At 74.0% G+C, this 22,770-nt stretch carries 23 protein-coding genes; 13 read left to right on the top strand and 10 right to left on the bottom strand.

Features of this window, described 5'->3' with window-relative positions:
- Window positions 1–9: 9 nt before the first annotated feature.
- From H596_RS0113055 to H596_RS0113035, 5 genes are all read left to right on the top strand, one after another.
- Complete coding sequence (locus H596_RS0113055) at window positions 10–1,140, top strand: MFS transporter (RefSeq protein WP_027285273.1); 1,131 nt, start codon at window positions 10–12, stop codon at window positions 1,138–1,140.
- A gap of 69 nt (window positions 1,141–1,209) precedes the next feature.
- Window positions 1,210–2,730: a replicative DNA helicase gene (locus tag H596_RS0113050; protein ID WP_027285272.1), complete on the top strand. Its 1,521-nt coding sequence runs from the start codon at window positions 1,210–1,212 to the stop codon at window positions 2,728–2,730.
- Window positions 2,731–2,937: 207 nt separating this feature from the next.
- On the top strand, window positions 2,938–3,987 hold the full coding sequence (alr, locus tag H596_RS0113045; RefSeq protein ID WP_027285271.1) for an alanine racemase: 1,050 nt from the start codon (window positions 2,938–2,940) through the stop codon (window positions 3,985–3,987).
- Window positions 3,984–4,769, top strand: a complete 786-nt coding sequence (locus H596_RS0113040; protein ID WP_027285270.1) for an MlaE family ABC transporter permease — start codon at window positions 3,984–3,986, stop codon at window positions 4,767–4,769. The genes alr and H596_RS0113040 overlap by 4 nt, the downstream gene beginning before the upstream one ends.
- Window positions 4,766–5,539, top strand: coding sequence for an ABC transporter ATP-binding protein (locus H596_RS0113035; RefSeq protein ID WP_027285269.1), 774 nt, complete (start codon window positions 4,766–4,768; stop codon window positions 5,537–5,539). Before H596_RS0113040 ends, H596_RS0113035 begins: the two co-directional genes overlap by 4 nt.
- Before the next feature lie 11 nt (window positions 5,540–5,550).
- Here the strand turns inward: H596_RS0113035 and H596_RS0113030 are convergent, their stop codons facing one another.
- Window positions 5,551–5,787, bottom strand: coding sequence for a hypothetical protein (locus H596_RS0113030; RefSeq protein ID WP_027285268.1), 237 nt, complete (start codon window positions 5,785–5,787; stop codon window positions 5,551–5,553).
- 96 nt (window positions 5,788–5,883) lie between these two features.
- On the opposite strand from H596_RS0113030, the gene H596_RS22985 reads away from it, so the two are divergent.
- Together H596_RS22985 and H596_RS21470 are read left to right on the top strand one after the other, a co-directional pair.
- Window positions 5,884–6,246 (top strand): hypothetical protein, encoded by a 363-nt coding sequence (locus tag H596_RS22985; protein ID WP_051212963.1) that lies wholly within the window; start codon window positions 5,884–5,886, stop codon window positions 6,244–6,246.
- A gap of 1 nt (window position 6,247) precedes the next feature.
- On the top strand, window positions 6,248–6,826 hold the full coding sequence (locus tag H596_RS21470; protein ID WP_156910114.1) for a hypothetical protein: 579 nt from the start codon (window positions 6,248–6,250) through the stop codon (window positions 6,824–6,826).
- A gap of 99 nt (window positions 6,827–6,925) precedes the next feature.
- Here H596_RS21470 and H596_RS0113015 read toward each other — a convergent pair whose 3' ends face one another.
- The 7 genes from H596_RS0113015 to groES form a co-directional block, all read right to left on the bottom strand.
- On the bottom strand, window positions 6,926–8,083 hold the full coding sequence (locus H596_RS0113015) for a methionine adenosyltransferase domain-containing protein (RefSeq protein ID WP_027285267.1): 1,158 nt from the start codon (window positions 8,081–8,083) through the stop codon (window positions 6,926–6,928).
- Window positions 8,073–10,994 carry a cation-translocating P-type ATPase gene (locus H596_RS21465; RefSeq protein ID WP_051212959.1) on the bottom strand — a complete coding sequence of 974 codons (2,922 nt, stop codon included), beginning with the start codon at window positions 10,992–10,994 and terminating at the stop codon, window positions 8,073–8,075. Before H596_RS21465 ends, H596_RS0113015 begins: the two co-directional genes overlap by 11 nt.
- Before the next feature lie 302 nt (window positions 10,995–11,296).
- On the bottom strand, window positions 11,297–11,500 hold the full coding sequence (locus H596_RS0113005) for a cold-shock protein (protein ID WP_027285266.1): 204 nt from the start codon (window positions 11,498–11,500) through the stop codon (window positions 11,297–11,299).
- A 199-nt stretch (window positions 11,501–11,699) separates the two neighbouring features.
- Window positions 11,700–13,364: a hypothetical protein gene (locus H596_RS0113000; protein ID WP_051212957.1), complete on the bottom strand. Its 1,665-nt coding sequence runs from the start codon at window positions 13,362–13,364 to the stop codon at window positions 11,700–11,702.
- A 34-nt stretch (window positions 13,365–13,398) separates the two neighbouring features.
- Window positions 13,399–13,626, bottom strand: a complete 228-nt coding sequence (locus H596_RS0112995) for a hypothetical protein (protein ID WP_027285264.1) — start codon at window positions 13,624–13,626, stop codon at window positions 13,399–13,401.
- A gap of 78 nt (window positions 13,627–13,704) precedes the next feature.
- The gene (gene groL / locus H596_RS0112990; protein ID WP_027285263.1) at window positions 13,705–15,339 is read right to left on the bottom strand and encodes a chaperonin GroEL; all 1,635 of its coding nucleotides are present in this window, start codon (window positions 15,337–15,339) and stop codon (window positions 13,705–13,707) included.
- A 51-nt stretch (window positions 15,340–15,390) separates the two neighbouring features.
- On the bottom strand, window positions 15,391–15,705 hold the full coding sequence (gene groES, locus H596_RS0112985) for a co-chaperone GroES (protein WP_027285262.1): 315 nt from the start codon (window positions 15,703–15,705) through the stop codon (window positions 15,391–15,393).
- Window positions 15,706–16,020: 315 nt separating this feature from the next.
- Between groES and H596_RS0112980 the strand changes: the two genes are divergently transcribed.
- Window positions 16,021–16,272 (top strand): usg protein, encoded by a 252-nt coding sequence (locus H596_RS0112980; protein WP_037301350.1) that lies wholly within the window; start codon window positions 16,021–16,023, stop codon window positions 16,270–16,272.
- A gap of 54 nt (window positions 16,273–16,326) precedes the next feature.
- Here the strand turns inward: H596_RS0112980 and H596_RS0112975 are convergent, their stop codons facing one another.
- Window positions 16,327–16,743 carry a rhodanese-like domain-containing protein gene (locus H596_RS0112975; RefSeq protein WP_027285260.1) on the bottom strand — a complete coding sequence of 139 codons (417 nt, stop codon included), beginning with the start codon at window positions 16,741–16,743 and terminating at the stop codon, window positions 16,327–16,329.
- 121 nt (window positions 16,744–16,864) lie between these two features.
- On the opposite strand from H596_RS0112975, the gene H596_RS0112970 reads away from it, so the two are divergent.
- The 3 genes from H596_RS0112970 (at window position 16,865) to H596_RS0112960 (ending at window position 19,695) form a co-directional block, all read left to right on the top strand.
- A complete protein-coding gene (locus tag H596_RS0112970) occupies window positions 16,865–17,884 on the top strand; it encodes an ABC transporter substrate-binding protein (RefSeq protein ID WP_051212954.1) in 1,020 nt (339 codons plus the stop codon).
- Between the two features lie 180 nt (window positions 17,885–18,064).
- Window positions 18,065–18,865 carry an ABC transporter ATP-binding protein gene (locus tag H596_RS0112965; protein WP_211225278.1) on the top strand — a complete coding sequence of 267 codons (801 nt, stop codon included), beginning with the start codon at window positions 18,065–18,067 and terminating at the stop codon, window positions 18,863–18,865.
- Window positions 18,865–19,695, top strand: a complete 831-nt coding sequence (locus tag H596_RS0112960; RefSeq protein WP_027285257.1) for an ABC transporter permease — start codon at window positions 18,865–18,867, stop codon at window positions 19,693–19,695. Before H596_RS0112965 ends, H596_RS0112960 begins: the two co-directional genes overlap by 1 nt.
- 168 nt (window positions 19,696–19,863) lie before the next feature.
- Here H596_RS0112960 and H596_RS0112955 read toward each other — a convergent pair whose 3' ends face one another.
- Window positions 19,864–21,135 (bottom strand): AmpG family muropeptide MFS transporter, encoded by a 1,272-nt coding sequence (locus H596_RS0112955; protein WP_037301330.1) that lies wholly within the window; start codon window positions 21,133–21,135, stop codon window positions 19,864–19,866.
- A gap of 47 nt (window positions 21,136–21,182) precedes the next feature.
- Between H596_RS0112955 and H596_RS0112950 the strand changes: the two genes are divergently transcribed.
- Complete coding sequence (locus tag H596_RS0112950; protein WP_027285255.1) at window positions 21,183–21,806, top strand: histidine phosphatase family protein; 624 nt, start codon at window positions 21,183–21,185, stop codon at window positions 21,804–21,806.
- Window positions 21,807–21,953: 147 nt separating this feature from the next.
- A complete protein-coding gene (locus H596_RS0112945; protein WP_027285254.1) occupies window positions 21,954–22,766 on the top strand; it encodes a lipid-binding SYLF domain-containing protein in 813 nt (270 codons plus the stop codon).
- Window positions 22,767–22,770: the final 4 nt, after the last annotated feature.

Raw genomic sequence — 22,770 nt, 5'->3', positions numbered from 1 at the left:
ACTGGCGGGGTGAGCACGAGCCTCCGCTTCGCCCTCGCCTTCGGCGCGCAGTTCGCGGGCTTCGGCGCGATGATGCCCTTCCTGCCCGCCATCCTGGCCGAGGGCGGGCTGGATGCCGACGCGGTGGGGCTGGTCATGGCCGCAGGCGCGCTCACGCGGCTGGTCGCGGGGCCGATGTCGGGGCGGCTCGCCGATGCGCTGGCCGATCCGCGGCGGCTGCTCGCGCTCTCGGCGCTGCTGGCGGCGGCGACGGCGGCGGGCTTCGGCCTCGCTTCCGGCCTCGCGCTGCTGCTGCTGGTGCAGGTGCTGCACAGCGCTGCGGCCGCGCCCGTGATCCCGCTGACCGACGCCCGGGCGGTGGCGGCGGTGCGCGCGGGCGGCCTGGACTATGCGCGGGTGCGGGCGGTGGGCTCCTTCACCTTCATCCTGGGCGCGGTGGCGGCGGGGCAGGCGGCGGAATGGAGCGGCCCGCGCGCCGCGGCCTGGATGCTGGCGGGCGCGCTGCTGCTCACCGCCCTGGCGGCGCTGGCCCTGCCGCCGCCCGCCCCGCGCGCGGCCCCGCCCGACCGGCCGGGGCCGGGCCGCTCCCTCTGGGCGCCGCTGCGCGAGGGCGGATTCCGGCGCATCCTGCTCGTCTCGGCCCTCGTGCAGGGCAGCCACGCGGCCTACTACGCCTTCTCCACCCTCCACTGGCAGGCGGCGGGCCTCTCGCCCGGGCTGATCGGCGTGCTCTGGGGCTGGGGCGTGGTGGCGGAGGTGATCCTGTTCCTGGCCGGCGGCCGGCTGGCGGAGCGACTCGGGCCGCGCGGCCTCGCGCTGCTCGCGGCCGGGGCGGGGGCGCTGCGCTGGAGCGTGACGGCGCTGACGGCCGATCCCTGGGCGCTCTTCGCCGTCCAGGGGCTGCATGCGGCGAGCTTCGGGGCCATGCATCTCGCGGCCATGCGCGCGCTGCTCGCCCTGCCCGCGGAGCTCTCGGGCCGGGCGCAGACGCTGCACGCCGCGGCGGTGGCGGCCGCCACAGGGCTGTTCATGTGGCTGTGCGGGCCGCTCTATGCGTCCGGCGGGGGGCTCGTCTTCCTCGCCATGGCGGGGCTCTGCGCGGCGGCGGCGGCGGTCGCGGGCGGGCTCGCCCGGCGCTGAGCTTATCCCCGCCATCCACAGCCACCCCCGCATGGCGGCGCCCCCCGGGCGGGGAGTAGGATGGGGGCGATGAACAGCATTCCTCCCCCGTTCAGCGGAAACGCCCCGGCCGGCGCGGAGGGTTTCGCGCTCGGCACGCGGCTGCCGCCGGCCAATCTGGAGGCCGAGCAGGCGCTGCTCGGCGCGCTGCTGGCCAACAACAAGGCCTATGAGCGCGTGGCCGAGTTCCTCGAGCCCGAGCATTTCGCCGACGCCATCCACGGCCGGATCTACGCCGCCATCCGCCGGCGCATCGAGGCCGGGCATCTGGCCGACGCCATCACCCTGCGTCACGAGTTCGAGCACAGCGGCGAGCTGGCGGAGGTGGGCGGGCCCGCCTATCTCGCCCAGCTCCTCTCGGCCATGGTGGGCATCGTCAACGCCGGGGAATACGGCCGGCTGATCCATGACTGCTGGATCCGCCGCCAGCTCATCGAGCTGGGCGAGACGGTGGTGAACAACGCCTTCGGCGCGAAGCCCGAGCTGGACGGCCGGCAGCAGATCGAGGCGGCCGAGCAATCCCTCTTCGAGCTGGCGAGCGAGAAGGCGGGCGAGGGCGGGCCCATCGGCTTCGACCGGGCGCTGGCGCAGGCCATCGAGGTGGCGAACGCGGCGCTCAAGCGCGGCGGCGGGGTCTCGGGCCTCTCCTCGGGGCTGCGCGACCTCGACGCCAAGATGGGCGGGCTGCACAAGTCGGACCTGCTGATCCTCGCCGGCCGCCCGGGCATGGGCAAGACGGCGCTCGCCACCAAGATCGCCTTCGGCGCGGCCAAGGCCTCGCTGGCCGAGGCCGAGGCGGCGGGCGGCAAGCCCGGCGTCGTCGCCATCTTCTCGCTGGAGATGAGCGCGGACCAGCTCGCCAACCGCCTGCTCTCCGAGGCGAGCCGCATCTCGGGCGACCGCATCCGCCGCGGCGAGATCAGCCAGCGCGAGTTCGACAATTTCGTGGCCGTGAGCCGTGAGCTGGCGCAGCTTCCCATCGTGATCGACGACACGCCGGCCATCACCCTCTCGGCCCTGCGCACGCGCTGCCGGCGGCTGAAGCGCACGCGCGGCCTGGCGATGGTGGTGGTGGACTATCTCCAGCTCATGCGCCCCGCCGTCGGCACGCGGCCCGAATCGCGCGTGCTCGAAATCTCGATGATCACCCAGGGGCTGAAGGCCATCGCCAAGGAGCTCTCCATCCCCGTTCTCGCGCTCTCTCAGCTCTCGCGCGCGGTGGAGCAGCGCGAGGACAAGCGCCCCCAGCTCGCGGACCTGCGCGAATCGGGCTCGATCGAGCAGGACGCGGACGTGGTGATGTTCATCTACCGCGACGACTACTACCTCAAGCAGCGCGAGCCCAAGCTCGCCGCCTTCGCCGACGACGCGAAGTTCGAGGCGGCGATGCAGCGCTGGCAGCAGGACATGGAGCGCGCGCACAACCGCGCCGACCTGATCATCGCCAAGCAGCGCCACGGCCCGACCGGGACCATCCCGCTCTTCTTCGAGGCCGAGTTCACCCGCTTCGGCGACCTCGACACGGTGCACACGCCGCCCTACGGCGATTGATACGGTCGGCATCACATGCCGACCGTATCGCGCGCAGGGTTGGTGGGCACCCATCGAAGCTTTGCTTCGATGGGACCCGGTGTGGCGGCTGCGCGCCAGGACAAAGGCATACCAGCGGCCGCACCGACTCCTCAGGAGTCGAAATCAGCGGCCGCTGGTATGAGGGCGGCCTCGACAGGGCCGGGCCGCGCCGGTAAGCCCGCAGCGATGGAGCAGGGGCTTCTGACCGTGGATTGCGGCGCCATCGTGCGGAACTGGCGCCGCCTGTCCGCGCTGCACGCGCCGGGCGCGGTGGCGGCCGTGGTGAAGGCCGACGCCTACGGCCTCGGCGCAGCCCCGGTGGCGCGGGCCCTGCGCGCGGCCGGCTGCGCGCATTTCTTCGTCGCCCATCCGGCGGAGGGCGAGGCGCTGCGCGCGGCGCTGGGCGAGGGGCCGATGATCGCCGTGCTCGACGGCTTCGCCCCCGGCGCGCATCCGCGCCTCACCCCGGTGCTGAACAGCCTTGCCGATGTGCGCGCCCATGCGGCGCGGGGCGGCGAGGCGATCCTGCACATCGACACGGGCATGGCGCGGCTCGGCCTCGACGCGGCGGAGCTCGATGCCCTGGCCGCCGACCCCGCGCCGCTCGCGCGGCTCGATCTGCGCTTCGTCATGACGCATCTCGCCTGCGCGGACGAGCCCGACCACCCCCTCAACGCCGCGCAGCGCGCGCGCTTCGAGGCGGCCTGCGCGCGGCTGCCCGCGGCGCCGCGAAGCCTCGCCAACTCCTCGGGCCTCTTCCTCGGCGCGGGGTTCCGCAGCGACCTCGCGCGGCCCGGCTGCGCGCTCTACGGCATCAACCCCACGCCCGGGCGCCCCAACCCGATGGAGCGCGCGGTGACGCTGGAGGTTCCGGTGCTGCAAATCCGCGAGATCGCGGCCGGCGAGACGGTGGGCTACGGCGCCACCTGGCGCGCCGCGCGCCGCAGCCGCGTGGCCACCTGCGCGGCGGGCTATGCCGATGGCTGGCTGCGCGCCCTCTCCGGCAAGGGGTTCGGCGTGGCGCATGGCCGGCGCGCGCCGCTGATCGGGCGCGTCTCCATGGATCTGACCACCTTCGACGTGACCGACATCCCCGAGCTGCGCCCCGGCGAGACGCTCACCCTGCTCGGCGCGGAGCAGGACGCGGACGCCGCCGCGGCGCTGGCGGGCACCATCGGCTACGAGATCCTCACCGCGCTGGGCGCGCGCTACGCGCGGCGCTACCTTCCGGCATGACGCGCGCCCTCGATCTTCTCGCGCTGATCGGGCGCGGGGCCTTCGCGACGCTCGCCACCGCGGGCCAGGTGGCGATCTTCGCCCTGGTCGGGCTGTCGCATCTGCTGCGCCCGCCCTTCCATGCGCGGCAGTTCTGGCGGCACTTCGCCGAGATCGCCTATTTCTCCCTGCCCGTGGTGGCGCTGACGGCGCTGTTCACCGGCATGGTGCTGGCGCTGCAGAGCCACACGGGCTTCTCGCGCTTCGGGGCGGAGACGGCGCTGCCCAGCCTCGTCGTCCTCTCCATCACGCGCGAGCTGGGGCCGGTGCTGGCGGGGCTGATGGTGGCCGGGCGCATCGGCGCGGCCATGGCGGCCGAGATCGGCACCATGCGCGTGACCGACCAGATCGACGCGCTGACCACCCTCTCCACCGACCCGATGCGCTATCTCGTCGTGCCGCGGCTGCTCGCGGGCACGCTCGCCCTGCCGCCGCTGGTGCTGGTGGCGGACATCCTGGGCGTGCTGGGCGGCTTCCTGATTGCCACGCTCCAGCTCGGCTTCGTGCCGCAGGGCTACCTCGACGCGACCTGGGACGTTCTGGAGACGATGGACGTGGTCAGCGGCCTCGTGAAGGCGGCGGTGTTCGGCTTCCTGATCGCGCTGATGGGCTGCTGGTGCGGCTACACCTCGCGCGGCGGGGCGCAGGGCGTGGGGCAGGCGACGACGCGCGCGGTGGTGGCGGCCTCCATCCTCATCCTCGCCTTCGACTACGTGCTCACCGCGGCGTTCTTCAAGCAGTGAGCGAGACCCCGAAAATCCGCCTGCGCGGGCTGCGCAAGGCCTTCGGCGAGAAGCAGGTGCTGGACGGCGTGGACCTCGAGGTGCGCGCGCGCCATTCCATGGTGCTGCTGGGCGGCTCCGGCTCGGGCAAATCCGTGACGGTGAAGTGCATCCTCGGCCTGATTCCGCCCGACGAGGGCGTGATCGAGATCGACGGGCAGGACGTGGCGAAGCTCTCCCGCCGCGACCGCGCCGCGCTGCTCGACCGCACGGGGATGCTGTTCCAGAACGGCGCGCTGTTCGACAGCCTGCCGGTCTGGGAGAACGTCTGCTTCAAGCTGCTGGCGCAGCGGCGCATCACCCGCCGCGCGGCGCGCGACCGCGCGGCCGAGGTGCTGGCGCAGGTGGGCCTCGCCGCCAGCGTGGGCGACCTCTCGCCGGCCGAGCTCTCGGGCGGCATGCAGAAGCGCGTCGCGCTGGCGCGCGCCATCGCCGCCCAGCCCGACATCATCTTCTTCGACGAGCCCACCACCGGGCTCGACCCCATCATGGGCGCGGTGATCGACGGGCTGATCGTGGACTGCGTGGAGCGGCTCGGCGCCACCGCCTTCTCCATCACGCACGACATGGCGAGCGCCCGGCGCATCGGCGACGACGCGGCGATGATCCACAAGGGCCGCATCGTCTGGACCGGCAGCGCCGAGGCGCTGGGCCACACCGGCCACCCGATGGTGGACCAGTTCGCCAATGGCAGCCGCGAGGGGCCGATCCAGATGGAGCTGCGGCGGTAGGAGGCCCGGCGCTACAGCCCGATCAGGCTGCGCCAGTTCAGCAGCCGCTTGAGCTCCGCGCGCGGCAGCAGCAGCGTCAGCGTGCGACCCTCGCGGTCGGCCAGGGCGACGATGACGCGCGCCGGGTCGTCGGTGTTGACGCTCACGGCGTCGAACTCGAAGCGCCGGGTCTCGCCGTCGCTTTCGAGAAGGGCCTGCGCCCGCAGCGCGCCGCCCCCGGCGGCTTCGGAGGAATCCGACCCGGCCAACGCCCATGCTCCCCAACCTGCGCCCGCAGGATAGCGCCGCGCCCAGGCCCGCGCTACATCACGGGGCGTCCTTGGCTGTGCAGGGAGATCGGCGCCGTGGTTCCGCTGCTGCTGTTCGGGGCAGGTGTCGCGGTCGGCCTCGGGGTCGCGGCGATGGCGCCGGGCCTGATGCCGCAGGTGGCGCGCGCCGCGCGCCCCGCCGCGAAGGAGGCGCTGAAGGGCGCCCTGCTCGGCTACGCCCATCTGCGCGTCGCCGCCGCCGAGGCGGCGGAGGCCGCAAGCGACCTGATGGCCGAGGTGCAGCACGAACTCGACAGCGCGGCCAGGCCCGCGCCGGCCTCCGCCTCGCCGGAGCCGGCCCCGCCGGCGCCCGACGAGGCGGGCGAGGCCGCCGCGCGCGCCGCCGCCGCCGCCCGGGCTGCCGCCGCGGCCGCCCGCGCCGCCGCCCATGACGGATGACATGACCGGAGGTGGCGCGCACGCCGGCCCGCCCCCGCCCGACACGGCACGCCGCGTCGAGGCCCGGGCTGGCGGCGGCCCGCCGGGACAAGGCGATACCGGCGGCCGCACGCGTGAGCCGCCGGCCGCGCTGCTCGTCCATGACGGGCCGGGCCGGATGCGGCTGCGCCTGCCCGCGCTGCGCGGCGATGCGCCCCGCCTGGCGGCGCTCGCGCTCGCGCTCGCCGGGCTGCCCGGGGTGGTGGCGGCCGAATCGGCGGCGCTGACGGGCAGCGTGCTCGTTCTGCACCGCGCCGAATCGGCCGGGCTGCTGCGCGCGGCCGAGGCGGCGGGGCTGCTGCGCCTGACGGAGGAGGCGCCGCCAGTGGAGGGCCCCTCCCTCTCGCCCGCCGTGTTCTGGCCGGCGGTGGGCGCGGCGGCGGTGGCGCTGCTCGCGCTGCACCAGCTTCTCCAGCGGCAAGTCCTGCCGCCGGCCTTCAGCCTGGCCACCCAGGCCCTCGTCCTGGCCCGCGCGGCCTGGGCGGCCCAGCACGGCGAGGCCGCGCCGCTGGCGGAGGATGCGCCCGACCTGCCGGGGTGATCCGCCCCTGGACCGTGATCCGATGGCGCGGATCATGGTCTCGTCTTGGCCGATAGGGCGCTTCGCCGCTCCGGCGATTCCGCCTTCGCCGATCGCGCCCTAACCCCGCAGGGCCGCGGCCAGCTCCGTCGCCTCCCAGGGCAGATCCAGGTCGCTGCGGCCGACATGCCCATAGACCGCCAGCGCGCGCAGGAATCCGCCGGGCGCGGCGGCGGCGCGCCCGCGCAGGTCCATCCGGCGCAGCAGCGCGCCGGGGCGGAAATCCGCCGCCCGCAGCAGCCGCTCGGCCAGCTCCGCCTCGGGCAGACGCGCCGTGCCGTAGCCGTGCACGCGCAGGCTGGCGGGCTCGGCCCGGCCGGGCGCGTAGCAGAGATGCACCTCGCAGCGCGCCGCGAGCCCGGCCGCCACCAGGTTCTTCGCCGCCCAGCGCGCCGCATAGGCCGCGAGCCGGTCGATCCGCCCCGGATCCTTGCCCGAGAGCGCGGCCTGGGGCTGGCGCGAGAACTCTCCATAGCTGTCAATGCCCGGCTTGCGCCCCGTCAGCCCCGGATGGGTGGCCGGCCCGCCGCCGCGCGCGACGCCGCCCGGGTTCACCGCCAGCACCGTCGCGGAATCGAGACCGAGGGGCGCGCCGGCCAGGGCGGGGCCCAGCACCTCGGCGCGCAGCAGCCCGGGCAGGGCGGCGCGGGCGGCTTCCTCGCCGCCGCAGATCAGCGTCACCGCGCCGATGCGCAGCGGCCGCCCATCCCGGTACACCACCGCCACCTGGACCTTGGCGTCCGGGCTCAGCGCGCCGAGCCGCCCCGCCGCGCGCGCCGCGTCGAAGGCCCGCGCCACGCGATGCGCGAGCAGGATGGGCATGGGCATCAGCTCGGGCGTGTCGTCGCAGGCGAAGCCGAAGGCGTTCACATGCTCGTCGGCCAGGGGATCCTCCTCGGCGCGCTCCTCCTCCGGCAACTCGGTGAGGCTGGTGAGGATGCTGCAGCGCCGCGCGTCGAAGCCGCCCGGGCCGGGCTCGGCATAGCCGGCCTCGGCGGCCACCTCGCGCGCGATGGCGGGCATGTCCACCGCCGCGCGGGCGGCGAGGCGCGCGGCGAGGAAGACGATGCCGCTCGCCACCGCGCATTCCACCTCGGCCGCGGCCATCGGGTCCTGGCGGAGCACCGCCTCCACCACCGCATCGGCGATCAGGTCGCAGAGCTTGTCCGGGTGGCCGGGTGTGACGGATTCCGAGACGAAGACGGATTCAGGCCCCATCGCGCGCCCTCCCTTGTCCCTGCCGCGCCGCCGCCGAGAGGGCGCGGTTCGCCGCGAAGGCCCCGAGCCCCGCGCCGGCGGCGAGCAGCGCGCCCCCCGGCGTGAGCGGCCCGAGGCCGAGCAGGCGCCTCAGCGGCGGCAGCGCCTGCGCGAGCCCTTGCAGCGCCAGCCCGCCGCCCACCGCGCCCAGCAGCAGCCGGTTGGCCGGCACACCGCGGCCCGGCCCGCCCCGCTCGGCGCGGCAGGCCAGCGCGTGCAGAAGCTGCGCGAGCGTGAGCCCGTGGAAGGCCACCGCCCCGCCCGCCGCCCCGCGCCCGGCCAGGAGCTGGGCCGCCAGCACCGTGCCGGCCATCACCGCCCCCTCGCGCCCGATGCGCCAGAGATCCTCCCGCCCCAGCAGCGGCGCGCCGGGCGGGCGCGGGGGCTGCGTCAGCTCGTCGCCCTGCGGCGGATCGAGCCCCAGCGCCATCGCCGGCGCCACGTCGGAGACGAGGTTGAGCCAGAGAAGCTGCATGGGCGAGAGCGGCTCCGGCAGCCCCGCCCCGGCCGCGCCCAGCATGACCAGGCTCTCGGAGAGGTTGGTGGAGACGAGGTAGCGCAGCACCTTGCGGATGTTGCCCGTGGTGGCGCGGCCCAGCCGCAGCGCGCGCAGGATGCCCTCCAGCTCGTCGCCGGCGAGCACGATGTCCGCCGCCTGGCGCGCCACCTCGCTGCCGCGCGCGCCCATGGCGATGCCGATGTCGGCCGCGCGCAGGGCGGGGCCGTCGTTCACCCCGTCGCCGGTCATCGCCACCACCCCCCCGCCCGCCTGCAGCGCCTGCACCACGGCGAGCTTCTGCGCGGGGCTGACGCGGGCGAAGGCGTCGGCGCGGGGGGCGAGGGCGTCCAGCACCTCGGGCCGCGCGGCGTCGAGCTGCCCCGCCTCCAGCACCGTGATCTCGGGGCCGCGCGAGAGGCGCAGCTCCCGCGCGATGGCGATGGCGGTGGCCGCCTGGTCGCCGGTGATCATCACCGTGCGCACCCCGGCCGCGTGCAGCGTGGCGATGGCGCCCTTCGCGTCCTGCCGGAGCGGATCGGCGATGCCGGCGAGGCCGCACCAGACGAGCCCCTCCTCCGCCTCGCCCTCGCCGCATGCCACGCCCAGCACGCGCAGCGCGCGCCCGGCCATGGCGTCGTTCGCGGCGCGGATGGCGGCGCGCTCCGCGGCGTTGAGGGGGGCGGTGCCCGTCCCGTCGAGCCGCCGGTCGCAGAGCGCCAGCACCTCCACCGGGTCGCCCTTCACGGCGAGCAGGGGCGCGCCGCGCGGGCCCTCGTGCAGGGTGGCCATGCGCTTGCGCCCCTCGGCGCGCGGCCTGGCGGCGCGGCGCGGATGGGCGGCGCGCAGCGCGGCGATGTCGCAGCCCAGCGCCTGGGCGGCGCGCAGCAGCGCCACCTCGGTGGGCGAGCCGGCGAGGCCGCCCTCGGGCGCGATCCCGGCATCGCTGCACAGGGCGGCCGTGGCGAAGAGGCGGCGCAGCTCCTCCTCCGCGCCGGGGCCCGCGCCGGGCAGGGGGTGCAGCGCCTCGCCCTCGGCGGCGGCAGGGCCGGCGGGCGTGCGCGCCTCCACCACCGCCATCATGTTGCGCGTGAGCGTGCCGGTCTTGTCGAGGCAGACCACCTGCACCGCGCCCAGCGCCTCGATGGCGCCGAGGCGGCGCACCAGCACCCCCTCCTGCCGCATCTGGCGGATGCCGAGCGCGAGGGTGGTGGTCGCCACCGCCGGCAGCCCCTCGGGCACGGCGGCCACGGCGAGGGAGATGGCGCTGCGCAGCGCGGGCAGCAGCGCCTGCCCCCGCAGCAGCGACAGCCCGAGCACGCCGAGGCAGATGGCCCCGTTGATCCAGACGAGCCGCCGGCCGAGCCCCTCCAGCTCCCGCTGCATGGGCGTGGGCGGCGGGCGCAGCGCGCCCAGCAGCGCCTGGATCCGGCCGATCTCGGTGGCCGCGCCGGTCGCCACCACCAGCGCCCGCCCCGCCCCGCCGGTGACGGCGGTGCCGCGGAAGATCATGGTGGCGCGCTCGGCCAGCGGGGCCTCGGCCGGCAGCGCCGCCTCGGCGGATTTCGCCACGGGCAGGCTCTCGCCCGTCAGGGCCGATTCATCGAGGGCGAGATCGCGCGCCGCGATCAGCCGCGCATCGGCGGGCACGAGCAGCCCGGCCTCCAGCTCCAGCAGATCGCCGGGGACGATGGCCTCGGGTGGCAGCAGGCGGCGCAGCCCCCCGCGCAGCACGGGCACGGGCGGGGTTTCGCCGGCGTCGAGGGCGAGGATGGTGCGCTCCGCCTGGCGCTCGGTCGCGGTGGCGATGGCGGCATTGGCCGCGACCACGCCGAGGATCACGACGGCATCCGCGATGCCCCCGGTGGCGAGCGAGATCGCCGCCGAGGCGCCCAGCAGCAGCACCGGCAGGCTGGTGAGCTGCTCGGCCAGCAGCGCGGCGAGGGGGCGCGGGCGCGGGCGCTGCAGCCGGTTGGGGCCGAAGCGCCGCAGCCGCGCCGCGGCCTCCGCCTCGCCGAGCCCGCGCTCGGGGCAGGCGGCGGGATCGGCGGCGAGCAGCGCCGCGGGCGGCAGCGCATGCCAGGGCGGCCCGGCGGCGGCGGGCGGGGCGAGGGGGGCGAGGGCCGTGGCGCTCGGCGCGGCCGCTGCGAGCCGCGCCAGCGCCGCGGGATCGAGGCCCGGATCGTGATGCAGCAGCACCGAGCCGGTGACCGCGCTCGCCTCGGCCGAGCGCACGCCGGGCAGCGCCGCGAGCCGCCGGGCGAGCGCCCGCGCCGCGGCGGGATCGCCCCGCAGATGGCGCAGCCGCAGACGCAGCCGGCCCGGCACGGCGGCGTGCAGGATCTCGGCGGAGGCGGAAGCGGGCGCGGCGCACATGGACCTGGGAGGCTAGGGCCTCTGGCGCGCGCCGTGTATGGGCGGGGATGTGACAGCGCAGCGAGGGCGGCCCGTCGCGGCGGGGAGGAAGCGCCTCCCCGCCGCGGGCGTCATACCCGCGGCCGCTGATTTTGACTCCGCAAGAGTCGGTGCGGCCGCTGGCATGCCTTTGTTTTGGCGCGCAGCCGCCACACCGGGTCCCATCGAAGCAAAGCTTCGATGGGTGCCCGCCAACCCTGCGCGTGATCCGGGCGGCATGTGATGCCGACCGTATCAGGCGGCGCTCCGGGCCGCCGCCCGCGTCAGGCGAGGCGCAGGTTCACGGCGGCGAGGCGGCCGCGCTGCTCCTGCGTCTCGAAGCTGACGGCCTGGCCGTCATTGAGCCCCTGCAGCCCGGCGGCCTGCACGGCGGTGATGTGGACGAACACGTCCGAACCGCCGCCGGCCGGCGCGATGAAGCCGTAACCCTTGGTGGCGTTGAACCATTTCACGGTGCCCTGGGCCATTCCGTGTGTCTCCTTCTGCTCTGTCGCCCCGCGCGGAAGATCCGCAACGGGGGCGCGACCGGCTCGCCGGACGGGTCTTGAAGGCGTCCGGCGGCGGGTGAAGGCGCATCGGTGGGCACGGCAAGGCGAAAGGCGGCGCCGGAGGCGCGGGCGCAGAAGCGCATGCCCGGCGCCGGAAGTCAAAGAAAACCGACGCGCCTCAGCGCAGGGGAGCCACGCTCCAGGTGAAGGACTGCAGGTCGAGGCCGCACAGCCCCTCGCCCACGCGCCATGCGTCGGCGTAGCGGCGCACCGCCTCCAGATACTCGGCGCGCGGCGGGAAGCTGCCCGGCCAGTGCGGCGGGTTGAAGGTGGAGATGCCGTTGACGGTGGGCAGGCGCAGCAGTTCGGCCACCAGCATCGCCTCGGTGTTGTGGTTGTAGATGTCCTCCACCTTCTCGCCGAAGCGGCTCTCGGCGCGCGCGGCGGTGACGAAGAAGGCGCGGCATTCCGCGGGCGGGGCGGGCAGGCGCGCGAGCCGCCCCGCCTCCAGCGGCCGGTCGAGGAAGCGCGGCGCATAGGCGTTCACCTGCTCGGCCACCAGCAGCAGCGGCAGCAGCGCGGCGAGGGCGCGGGCCAGCCGCGCGCGCTGCCCCGCCAGCGCCGCCAGCCCCAGCACCGCCAGCGCCGTGACCGGCACGGCGAGGAAGATCTGGTAGCGCGCCACCACCCGCGCCGCCTTCGCCCCCGGCACGCCCTGATACACCCACCACCAGGGCGAGACCTCGCCGAAGCGCATGGTCAGCGCCCAGGTGAGCAGCACCGCCACCGCCACGGCGCGCCACAGCGCCGCGCGCGGCTCGCCGGGCCGGGGACGGGCGAGCCAGACCAGCGCGCCGGCGAAAAGCAGAAGCAGCAGCACCGGAAAGCCCGTCATCTGCTCGGTCCAGAAGGGCATCTCGGGGCGGAAGGCCTGGTTCAGCGCCCGCACCAGCCAGCCCCAGAGCCAGTTGCGCTCGCCCACATGGATGAGGTCGAGCGGCGAGAGCGTGTACTGCGCCACCATGCCGGCATAGTCGTGCATGCCCGTCTCGCGCGCCTTGGGCAGGTAGAGGCGCAGGAAGGGCAGGTTCACCGCCACCGCCAGCGCGGCCAGCCCGGCCAGCGGCGCGAGGCAGCGGCGCAGCCCGGCCGCGAGCGCCGCCCGCCCCTCCCGCCCCGCGAAGCCGAGCCAGGCCGGCAGCAGCACGAGGCCCAGGAACACCGAGTACCAGGCCATGTAGAAGCCCGTCATCAGCATGAGCGCGAGCCAGAGCACCGCCCCGGCGCCCCAGCCCAGCAGCGCCGCGCGCCGCCCCTCCAGCAGGGCCGCGCCCGCGCCATGCGCCAGCACCGCCAGCACCGGCACGAGGTTCACGCTGAAGAGCTGCACATGGCTGCCGCGGATGGCGAGGTTGTTGGCCAGCGTGAACAGCACCGCGCCCAGCAGCGCCCAGAGGAAGGCGACGCCGAAGACGCGGCGCATCATCCAGAAGAAGCCCGCGAAGCCGAGGCCGCGCAGCGCGACGTTGGCGAGCTCCCCGGCCAGGAAGGGATCGGCCCCGCCGGCGCGGAACAGCGCATAGGGAATCCCGAAGCCGAGGTAGCCGTCGTTGTAGCCCAGCGTGGCGGGCACGGGATGGAAGTAGAAGGTCTGGTCCCAAGCGGCGCGGCCGGCGAAGACGTTCGCCCAGTGCTCCATGATGGCGAGCGCGATCACGCCGTCATGCCGGTCGCCCAGCAGCAGCGTGAAGCCGTCGCCGATCTGGCCGCGGAAGAAGACGGCGAGCGAGGCGGAGAGCGCCGCGAGGAAGAGCGCGGCGCGCAGGGGAGGGGAGAGGGTCATGGCCGCGGCTGATGCCGCGCGATTGCGGCAAGCGTCAGGCCGCGCCCGCCTCCGGCTCGCCCTTCATCATCTCCTCGAGCTCGGCGGTGCTGAAGAGGAGGATCTTCCGCGGGTCGAGCACCTGCACCGCCTGGTGGCGCAGCGTCTCCCAGCGCGCCTCCACCGCGTCGAGCGCCTCGTCCAGCGTGGCGAAGCTCTCGATGGCGGGGGCGGCGCCGCCGGCGCGGAAGCGCAGGTGATAGGGGCCTTTCGTCTCGCTCATGGGCTGCTCCGGGTCGCTGTCACGAAAAAGGGGCGGCCCTCGCAGGCCGCCCCCGGTTTTCCGATCCCTGGCGGGGGATCAGAAGTCCATGTCGCCCATGCCGCCGCCCGCGGGGGCCGCGGCGGGCTTCTTCTCGGGCCGCTCGGCCACCATCGCCTCGGTGGTGATGAGCAGCGAGGCGACCGAGGCCGCATCCTGCAGCGCCGTGCGCACGACCTTGGTCGGGTCGATGATGCCGGCCTCGACGAGGTTCTTGAACTCGTCCTTCTGGGCGTCGTAGCCGAACTCCCAGGCGGAGTTGCGCAGCACCTCGCCGGCCACCACCGCGCCGTCCTTGCCGGCGTTGGTCGCGATCTGCTTGGCCGGGGCCTGGATCGCCTTGCGGACGATCTCGATGCCCACCTGCTCGTCGTTGTTCACGCCCTTGAGCGAGGCGAGCGTCTCGGAGAGGCGCAGCAGCGCCACGCCGCCGCCCGGCACGATGCCCTCCTGCACCGCCGCGCGGGTGGCGTGCAGCGCATCGTCCACGCGGTCCTTGCGCTCCTTCACCTCGACCTCGGTGGAGCCGCCCACGCGGATCACGGCCACGCCGCCGGCGAGCTTGGCCAGGCGCTCCTGCAGCTTCTCGCGGTCGTAGTCCGAGGTGGTCTCCTCGATCTGCGCCTTGATCTGCTCGCAGCGGCCGTTGATCTCCTCCTTGGAGCCGGCGCCGTCCACGATCGTGGTGTTCTCCTTCTCGATCCGCACCGTCTTGGCGCGGCCGAGCATGTTCAGCGTCACGTTCTCGAGCTTGATGCCGAGATCCTCGCTGATCATCTGGCCGCCGGTGAGGATCGCGATGTCCTCGAGCATCGCCTTGCGGCGGTCACCGAAGCCGGGCGCCTTCACGGCGGCGATCTTCAGGCCGCCGCGCAGCTTGTTGACCACGAGGGTGGCCAGCGCCTCGCCCTCCACGTCCTCGGCGATGATCACGAGCGGCCGGCCCGACTGCACCACCGCCTCGAGCAGCGGCAGCATGGGCTGGAGCTGGCTGAGCTTCTTCTCGTGGATCAGGATGTAGGGGTTCTCGAGCTCGGCGACCATCTTCTCCGCATTGGTGATGAAGTACGGAGAGACGTAGCCGCGGTCGAACTGCATGCCCTCGACGACGTCGAGCTCGGTCTGGATGGACTTCGCCTCCTCGACCGTGATCACGCCCTCGTTGCCGACCTTCTCCATGGCCTTGGCGATCATCTCGCCGATCTCGGCCTCGCCGTTGGCGGAGAGGGTGCCGACCTGGGCGACCTCGGCGGAGGTGGTGATCTTCTTCGTCTTGGCCTCGAGCTGGGCGACCACATGGGCCACGGCCTTGTCGATGCCGCGCTTGAGGTCCATCGGGTTCATGCCGGCGGCGACGGCCTTGGCGCCCTCGCGCACGATGGCCTGGGCCAGCACGGTCGCGGTGGTGGTGCCGTCACCGGCCAGGTCGTTCGTCTTGGACGCGACCTCGCGCACCATCTGCGCGCCCATGTTCTCGAACTTGTCGGCGAGCTCGATCTCCTTGGCGACCGTCACGCCGTCCTTGGTGATGCGCGGCGCCCCGAAGGACTTGTCGATCACCACGTTGCGGCCCTTGGGGCCCAGCGTCACCTTCACCGCGTCGGCCAGGATGTCCACGCCGCGCAGCATCTTCTCGCGCGCCGTGGCGCCGAACTTCACGTCCTTGGCAGCCATGTGTCTCTACCTCTGATCTGGTCTGGAATGGATGAGCCGGAGAGGAGGCCTTCAGGCGGCCTTGGCGGCCGGGGCGCTGCCCTCGAGAATGCCCATCACGTCGGACTCCTTCATGATCAGCAGCTCCTCGCCGTTGATCTTCACCTCGGTGCCCGACCACTTGCCGAACAGGATGCGGTCGCCCGGCTTCACGTCCAGCGGGCGGACCTCGCCCTTCTCGTTGATCGTGCCGGCGCCGACGGCGATCACCTCACCCTCCTGCGGCTTCTCCTTCGCGGTGTCGGGGATGATGATGCCGCCCGCGGTCTTCTCCTCGGCCGTGATGCGGCGGACGAGGACGCGGTCGTGCAGGGGACGGAACTTCATGGCGGTTCTCTCTCCTGAACGCTTTCAGGGATGGGGAACCTCCTGCCCGACGGCGCCGTTAGCACTCGCCCGGGAGGAGTGCCAGCGATCTAGAAACCCTGCCGCGCGGAGTCAAGGCGGTGGCAGCACTCGCGGGCGGTGAGTGCTAGTGCCTTGATTTTGCGCGAGATTTTTCTGGAATCCCGCGCGGGGCCGTGTCATCCTCGCGTCATGGGCGGCCCCGCACGGGCCGGCCGGGAGGAAAAAGCGCCGGCCATGCGGGCCATCCCCGCCCTCGTTGAGGAGGTCACGCGCGTGCTCGATGCCCTGGAGCCCATGGTGAAGATCCCCGATTGGCGGCTGACCACCGCCGAAATCCTCTACCGCATGCCCGACCATCCCTCGGTGCTGCAGAGCTTCGTCTGGCAGAAGCATGACCTCGCGCCCGGCTTCCCCGAGCTCAGCCGCTTCCTCGACTTCTGGCGGCGCGAGATCGAGGGCGTGCTGCATTCCGTGCGCGTGGCCAGCGCGGCGCTGATCAAGCCCGCGGAGCTGCGCTACGCGAACGGCGTCTTCACCATTCACTGACGCGGCCGGCGGCCACGCCGCCGGGCCCATCGCAGAGGCCGGGCGGCCGGCCCCTCAGCGTTGCCGCCAGGGCAGGCCGGCCGCCTTCCAGCCGGCCACCGTGCCGCGGTGGCCCTCGGCGTCCACCGGGCCCTCGAAGCCGTCGGCGATGTTGAAGGCGTGCGGGAAGCCCGCCGCCACCGCCGCCTGGCCGGCCGCCAGGCTGCGCGCGCCGGAGCGGCAGAGGTAATAGACCTTGTGCTGCGGCGTGATGCCCGCCTTGCGCAGATGCTCGACGAAATGCCCGTTCACCTGCATGGTGGGAAACACCTGCCAGGGGATGAGCACCGGCTGCTTGCCCGCGGCGCTGAGGTCCGGCAGGCCCACGAAATTCCATTCCGCATCCGTGCGCACATCCACCAGCACGGCGTCGGGGTCGGTGGTCAAAGCCTCCCAGGCCGCGCTGGGCGGCACATCGGGCACATGGGTCATGGCGCTCTCCGCGAGGTGTCGGCCGCAACATGGTGCACCGCACGGGGCGGGGCAATGCGCCCCTTGCCCTGCCGGCCCCCGCTGCGGCAGCGTCAGCCGCCCCGAACGCGAGGAACGCCGCATGATCCGCCTCTCCCGCCGCGCCGCCCTGGCCGCCGCCGCCCTTCCTTTCGCCGCCCCCGGCCTTCTCCACGCCCAGCCCCCCCGGCTGCGCCTGACCCTCGACTGGGCCTTCCAGGCCCCCAACGCCTTCGCCCTGCTGGCGCGCGAGCGCGGCTATTTCCGCGAAGCCGGCATCGAGGTGCAGGTGGACCGCGGCCAGGGCTCGGGCGGCGTGCCGCCGGCCCTCGTCGCCGGCACGCACGACATGGGCTACGCCGACATCAACCCGGCCATCCGCTTCCTCGCGCAGAACCCCGATTCGGGGCTGCTCTGCGTGGCCGTGCTGCATGACCGCGCGCCGCTGTGCGTCATCGTGCGCGCCGATGGCCCCATCCGCACGCCGAAGGATCTGGAGGGCAAGCGCCTCGCCGCGCCGGATTTCGACGCGGGCCGGCAGCTCTTCCCCGCCTTCGCCCGCGCCGCCGGGGTGGATGCGAGCCGCGTGACCTTCCTCTCCGTGGCGCCCGCCCTGCGCGAGCCCATGCTGGTGCGCCGCGAGGCGGACGGCATCACGGGCTTCGTCACCACCTCGGCGCTGGCGCTGAAGGGCATCGGCCTCGACCATCCGCAGCAGCGGGTGATGATGTATTACGACCACGGGCTGAACCTCTATGGCGGCGCGCTGCTCACCACCCGCGCCTTCGCCGAGCGCAACCCCGCCCTGGTGCGCGGCGCGGTGGCCGCGCTGATCCGCGGCTTCCGCGACAGCATCGCGAGCCCGGACGCCATGCTCGCCGTGCTGCGCCAGGTGGAGCCGCTGACCGACATCGCGATCGAGCGCGAGCGCCACATGATGAACATGGAGCGCGTGGTGATCACGCCGCATGTGCGCGCCAACGGCATCTCGGCGGTGGACATGGCCCGGCTGCAGACCGGCATCCGCGCCGTGGAGGGCGCCTTCAACCTGCCCGAGCGGCTGGAGGCGGCGCGCTTCTACACGGCGGAGTTCCTGCCGCCGGCCGAGCAGCGGCGGATCTGATCCGTCTTGCGGGCGGGCCGCCGCCCGCGCCCTGCCCTGTTCCCGGCCGCTCTGCCCGATTTTCGGGCAGCGCGGCGCCCGGGGGCGACGCCGCGCCGCCCCGCCCCGCTTGGCCCCCGCGCCCCGCCCCTGCTACGCGCCAGGGATGCGCCGAGATTCCCGCCCGCCCGAGACCCCCGCATGAGCAACGCCTTCGTCCAGATCGACAATGTCGCCATGCGCTATGGCGGCGTGGAGGGCACGCTCGCGCTGGAGGGCTGCTCGCTGGAGGTGCAGCAGGGCGAGTTCGTCGCCGTCGTCGGCCCCTCGGGCTGCGGCAAGTCCACGCTGTTGCGCCTCGTCTCCGGCCTCTGGCCCGCCACCGACGGCAATGTGCTGGTGGGCAACAAGGAGGTGGACGGGCCGCTCGACCTGGTGGGGATGGCCTTCCAGAACCCCACCCTGCTGCCCTGGCGCACCATCCTCGAGAACGTGATGCTGCCGCTCGAGATCGTGCCGGCGCACCGCAAGCGCCTGCGCAGCGAGCGCGCGATGTACGAGGCCAAGGCGCTGGAGCTGCTGAAGCTCGTGGGCCTCGAGGGCTTCGGGGCCAAGCAGCCCTACCAGCTCTCGGGCGGCATGCAGCAGCGCACCAGCCTCTGCCGCGCGCTGATCCACGAGCCGCCGCTGCTGATGCTGGACGAGCCCTTCTCCGCGCTCGACGTGTTCACGCGAGAGGATCTCTGGGCCGTGCTGCAGAATGTCTGGATGGCGCGCAAGCCCACCGTCATCCTCGTCACCCACGATCTGCGCGAGGCCGCCTACCTCGCCGACCGGGTGCTGGTGATGAGCGCGCGCCCCGGGCGCATCATCGCCGAGCGCCGCGTGGATTTTCCGCGCCCCCGCACCATGGAGACCACCTTCCTGCCCGAGTTCACCGCGCTGGTCGCGGATTTGCGGGCCTATATCGCCGCCGCCCGGAAGGGCGAGGAGGTCGCCTGATGTCCACCCGCGCGCAAGCCCGCCTCGAAGCCATGGCGGCGGCGGCCCGCCGCCAGCGCCGCCTGCAGGCCTGGCTGCCCTGGATGGTGCTGATCGGCGCCTTCCTGCTCTGGGAAATCCTGGTCGAGGTGTTCGGCATCTCCACCTTCATCCTGCCCGCCCCCACCGATGTCTGGGCCGCGGCGGTGCGCTGGTGGAAGCCGCTGATGGACGACAGCCTGGTCACCCTCGGCACCACGCTGGCGGGCTTCGCGCTGGCGGTGGTGGGGGGGCTGCTGCTCGGCATCGCCATCGGCAGCTCCACCCTGGTGTACAAGGGGCTCTACCCGCTGCTGATCGCCTTCAACTCCATCCCCAAGGTGGCGGTGGTGCCGGTGCTGATCGTCTGGTTCGGCATCGGCATCTGGCCGGCCATCATCACCGCCTTCCTGATCAGCTTCTTCCCGATCGTGGTGAATGTCGCCACCGGCATCGCGACCGTGGAGCCCGAGCTGCGCGACGTGCTGCGCGCGCTGGGCGCACGGCCGGTGGACATCATCCGCAAGGTGGGCCTGCCGCGGGCCATGCCCTATTTCTTCGCCTCGCTGAAGGTGGCCATCACGGTGGCCTTCGTCGGCGCCATCATCGCCGAGAGCGTGGCGCCCAACGCGGGCATCGGGCGGCTGATGATGGTCGCCTCCTCCCGCTTCGACGTGCCGCTCGTCTTCGCCGGGCTGATCGTGACGGGGCTGATGGGCATCATGCTCTACTGGATCGCGGAGTTCATCGAGCGCCGGACCATCGGCTGGGCGATGCGCGGGCAGGAGCAGCAGCTCTCCACGGGCGGGTGATCCGTTTCATACCAGCGGCCGCTGATCTCGACTCCTGAGAAGCCGGTGCGGCCGCTGGTATGACTTTGTTTTGGTGCGCAGCCGCCACACCGGGCCCCGACGCGGCGCGCCGCGTCGGGTGGCGGCAACCCGGCGTGCGAGATACGTCCGGCGTAGCCGCCGGCCGTATCACCCGTCCTGCACCCCGAGCGCGCGCGCGGGCGCCGGGGGCGCGGGCGGCAGCCGCCGGAGCAGGAACAGCATCAGGAACAGCGCGGGCAGGGCGGCGGCCGTGGTCATCAGGAAGAACCAGGTCCAGCCCAGCGCCTCGGCCCATTGGCCGGACCAGCCGCCGAGCACCCGCAGCGGCACCGCCGCCAGCGAGGAGAGCAGCGCGTATTGCGTGGCGCTGAAGGCGCGGTTGGTCAGCGAGGTGAGGTAGGCCACGAAGGCCGCATCCGCGAGCCCGTCGGTGAAGTTCTCCACCCCCACCTGGGCGTAGAGCATCCCGATGTCGCGCCCCGCGTGGTGGAGCGCCACATACATCAGGTTCGAGAGCATCTGCAGCAGCCCGGTGACGACGAGCGCCCGCCCCGTCCCGATTCGGGCGACGACCCAGCCCCCCGCCAGCACGCCGCCCAGCGTCATCGCCAGGCCGAAGACGCTGGCCACCGCCGCCACCTCGCCGCGGGTGAAGCCGAGCTGCCGGTAGAAGGGCGCGGTCATGATGCCGGCCAGCGCCTCGCCCAGCTTGAACAGCGCGACGAAGAGCAGGATGGCGAGCCAGTGGCGCCGGCCCATGAAGTCCAGGAACGGATCCACCACCGCCACGCGCAGCCGCCGCGCCCAGCCCATCGCCGCGCGCGGCGGGGCCTGCGGCTCGGGCGCCAGCAGCACGGCGAGGAAGCCCACCCCGACGAGCCCCGCGCAGTAGAGGAAGGCGCCGTCCCACCCCACCAGCCCGACCATGCCCAGCGCCCCGGCATTGGCCGCCAGCAGCGCGAAGCGATAGCCCCAGACATAGCAGGCGAAGCCGTAGCCCTGATCCTGCTCCTGCAGGATGTCGATGCGATAGGCGTCCACCACGATGTCCTGGCTGGCGGAGAGGAATGCGACCAGCACGGCCACCGCCGCCGTCAGCGCCGCGCCCTGCGCCGGGTCGGTCAGCCCCATCGCCGCGATGGCGAGCATCAGCGGCGGCTGGATGGAGGCGAGCCAGCCGCGCCGCCGCCCCAGGCGGCGGAACAGCGGCGGCGGCGCATGGTCCATCACCGGCGACCACAGGAACTTCAGCGAATAGGCGAGGCCGATCAGCGCCGTGAAGCCGATGGCGGCGAGGCTGAGGTTGCTCTCGCTGAACCATTGCCGCAGCACGAAGCCCGTCAGCGGCAGCGGCACCCCGGCCGCGAAGCCGAGGGCGAGCAGGATCAGGAAGCGGCGGTCACGGAGCAGGGCGGCCATGCGGCGCTTCGCTATCAGGCGGCGGGGCGCTTCGCTACATCACAGGGATGACCGCCCCGGCCCGCCTGCACCTGATCCGCCACGCCCTGGTCGAGCCCTCCGCCCGCGCCGTGCTCTACGGCAACATGGACGTGGCGCTGTGCGAGAGGGCGCTGCGGCAGGAGGCGGCGCTGTATCGCTGGCTGGCCGCGCGGCTGCCGCGCCCGGCGCGCTGGGTGGCCACGCCGCTCTCGCGCACCCGCGCCACGGCGGCCGCCATCTTCGCCGCCGGCTATCCGGCGCAGGAGATCGCCATCGAGCCCGACCTGGCCGAGCAGGCGCTGGGCGAATGGCAGGGCATCTCCCACGAGGCGCTGACCGAGCGGCTGCGCCACCCGCCCCACCCCTTCTGGCCCCACGCCGCGCATGAGCGCCCGCCCGGCGGCGAGAGCCTGGACGATGTGCGCCGCCGCGTGGGCCCCGTGATCGAGCGTCTGGCTGCGGCCGGGGGCGAGAGCGTCGTCATCGCCCATGGCGGCAGCATCCGCGCCGCCCTGGCGCACGCGATGGACCTCGACGCGCACCGCGCGCTGATGTTCTCGGTGAAGAACCTCTCCGTCACCACGCTGGAGAAGCATGGGCGCGACTGGCGCGTGGTGTCGGTGAACGAGGAGCCCTTCTGGCCGGGCTGACGCCCGCGGCGCGGCGTCCTCCCTGCGCAAAGGGCATCGCGCCCAGGACAGGCCGCCCGCCGCCCCGCCCTCGCCCCGAAATCGCTTCCGGCACGCCACAACCCCGTCTAGAATCGCGCCCCGTGCGGGAGTTATCGGGGGAAACTCATGCGCCATCTGATCCTTCTCGCCGCCGCCGCGCTGCTCGCGGCCTGCGCCGGCGAACCGACGCGCAACGCGCCCCAGGCGCTGGTGGACCGCGCGGCGCTCACCGTCCAGGACATCCTGATGGAGGAGCATGACCGGCTGGACGCCGCCTCCGCCCTTCGCCGCGCGCGCGGCGTGCTGGTCTGCCCGCGCACCTTCCGCGCCGCCTTCTTCGCCGGCGGCGAGGGCGGAGGCTGCGTGCTGGTGGGGCGCGACGCCGCGGGCTCCTGGTCCTCGCCGGCCTTCTACGCCATCGGCTCGGGCAGCATCGGCTTCCAGGCCGGCATCCAGGACAGCCAGACCCTGCTGCTGCTGATGAACGACCGCGCCCTGAACGCGGTGATCGACAACCAGTTCAAGCTGGGGGCGGACGCCTCCCTCGCCCTGGCCACGCTCGGCGGCTCGGTGGAGGGCGCGACGACGACCAATCTCGGCGCCGACATCCTGGCCTTCTCGCGCTCGCGCGGGCTGTTCGCCGGCCTCGCCATCGAGGGCGCGGTGATCAACGCGCAGCCCGAATGGAATCGGGCCTATTACGGCCGCGATGTCGGCGCGCGGGACATCGTGGTGAACATGGCCGCCCACAACCCCGGCGCGGACCCGCTGCGCGCCGCGCTGCTGCGCTTCGGCGGCCAGCCCGCCCGCGCCGCCGCGGCCGAGCCCGCCGCCGCCCCCGCCCCCATCGCGGGGGCCGCGCCGCGCCGCGCCCAGCAGGCCGCGCGCGCGCCTTCGGGCGGCGTGAGCCGCACGCCGCTCCCGCCCCCGCCCCGCTGAGGTC

The sequence above is a fragment of the Rubritepida flocculans DSM 14296 genome, assembly GCF_000425365.1.
GTDB classification, from domain to species: domain Bacteria; phylum Pseudomonadota; class Alphaproteobacteria; order Acetobacterales; family Acetobacteraceae; genus Roseococcus; species Roseococcus flocculans.
Note: the sequence above shows the minus strand (reverse complement) of the source record. Positions and strands in the feature narration are given on the sequence as shown.

Bases quoted from the DNA above. Each gene is read 5' to 3' on its own strand.
- H596_RS0112970 (WP_051212954.1), top strand. From the start codon at position 16,865: ATGATCCGCCTCTCCCGCCGCGCCGCCCTGGCCGCCGCCGCCCTTCCT.
- H596_RS21470 (WP_156910114.1), top strand. From the start codon at position 6,248: ATGACCGGAGGTGGCGCGCACGCCGGCCCGCCCCCGCCCGACACGGCA.
- H596_RS21465 (WP_051212959.1), bottom strand. From the start codon at position 10,994: ATGTGCGCCGCGCCCGCTTCCGCCTCCGCCGAGATCCTGCACGCCGCC.
- H596_RS0113015 (WP_027285267.1), bottom strand. From the start codon at position 8,083: ATGGGGCCTGAATCCGTCTTCGTCTCGGAATCCGTCACACCCGGCCAC.
- H596_RS0113040 (WP_027285270.1), top strand. From the start codon at position 3,984: ATGACGCGCGCCCTCGATCTTCTCGCGCTGATCGGGCGCGGGGCCTTC.
- H596_RS0112955 (WP_037301330.1), bottom strand. From the start codon at position 21,135: ATGGCCGCCCTGCTCCGTGACCGCCGCTTCCTGATCCTGCTCGCCCTC.
- H596_RS0113050 (WP_027285272.1), top strand. From the start codon at position 1,210: ATGAACAGCATTCCTCCCCCGTTCAGCGGAAACGCCCCGGCCGGCGCG.
- H596_RS0112960 (WP_027285257.1), top strand. From the start codon at position 18,865: ATGTCCACCCGCGCGCAAGCCCGCCTCGAAGCCATGGCGGCGGCGGCC.
- H596_RS0112980 (WP_037301350.1), top strand. From the start codon at position 16,021: ATGGTGAAGATCCCCGATTGGCGGCTGACCACCGCCGAAATCCTCTAC.
- groL (WP_027285263.1), bottom strand. From the start codon at position 15,339: ATGGCTGCCAAGGACGTGAAGTTCGGCGCCACGGCGCGCGAGAAGATG.
- groES (WP_027285262.1), bottom strand. From the start codon at position 15,705: ATGAAGTTCCGTCCCCTGCACGACCGCGTCCTCGTCCGCCGCATCACG.
- H596_RS0113000 (WP_051212957.1), bottom strand. From the start codon at position 13,364: ATGACCCTCTCCCCTCCCCTGCGCGCCGCGCTCTTCCTCGCGGCGCTC.
- H596_RS0112950 (WP_027285255.1), top strand. From the start codon at position 21,183: ATGACCGCCCCGGCCCGCCTGCACCTGATCCGCCACGCCCTGGTCGAG.
- H596_RS0112965 (WP_211225278.1), top strand. From the start codon at position 18,065: ATGAGCAACGCCTTCGTCCAGATCGACAATGTCGCCATGCGCTATGGC.
- H596_RS0112945 (WP_027285254.1), top strand. From the start codon at position 21,954: ATGCGCCATCTGATCCTTCTCGCCGCCGCCGCGCTGCTCGCGGCCTGC.
- H596_RS0113005 (WP_027285266.1), bottom strand. From the start codon at position 11,500: ATGGCCCAGGGCACCGTGAAATGGTTCAACGCCACCAAGGGTTACGGC.
- H596_RS0112975 (WP_027285260.1), bottom strand. From the start codon at position 16,743: ATGACCCATGTGCCCGATGTGCCGCCCAGCGCGGCCTGGGAGGCTTTG.
- H596_RS0112995 (WP_027285264.1), bottom strand. From the start codon at position 13,626: ATGAGCGAGACGAAAGGCCCCTATCACCTGCGCTTCCGCGCCGGCGGC.
- alr (WP_027285271.1), top strand. From the start codon at position 2,938: ATGGAGCAGGGGCTTCTGACCGTGGATTGCGGCGCCATCGTGCGGAAC.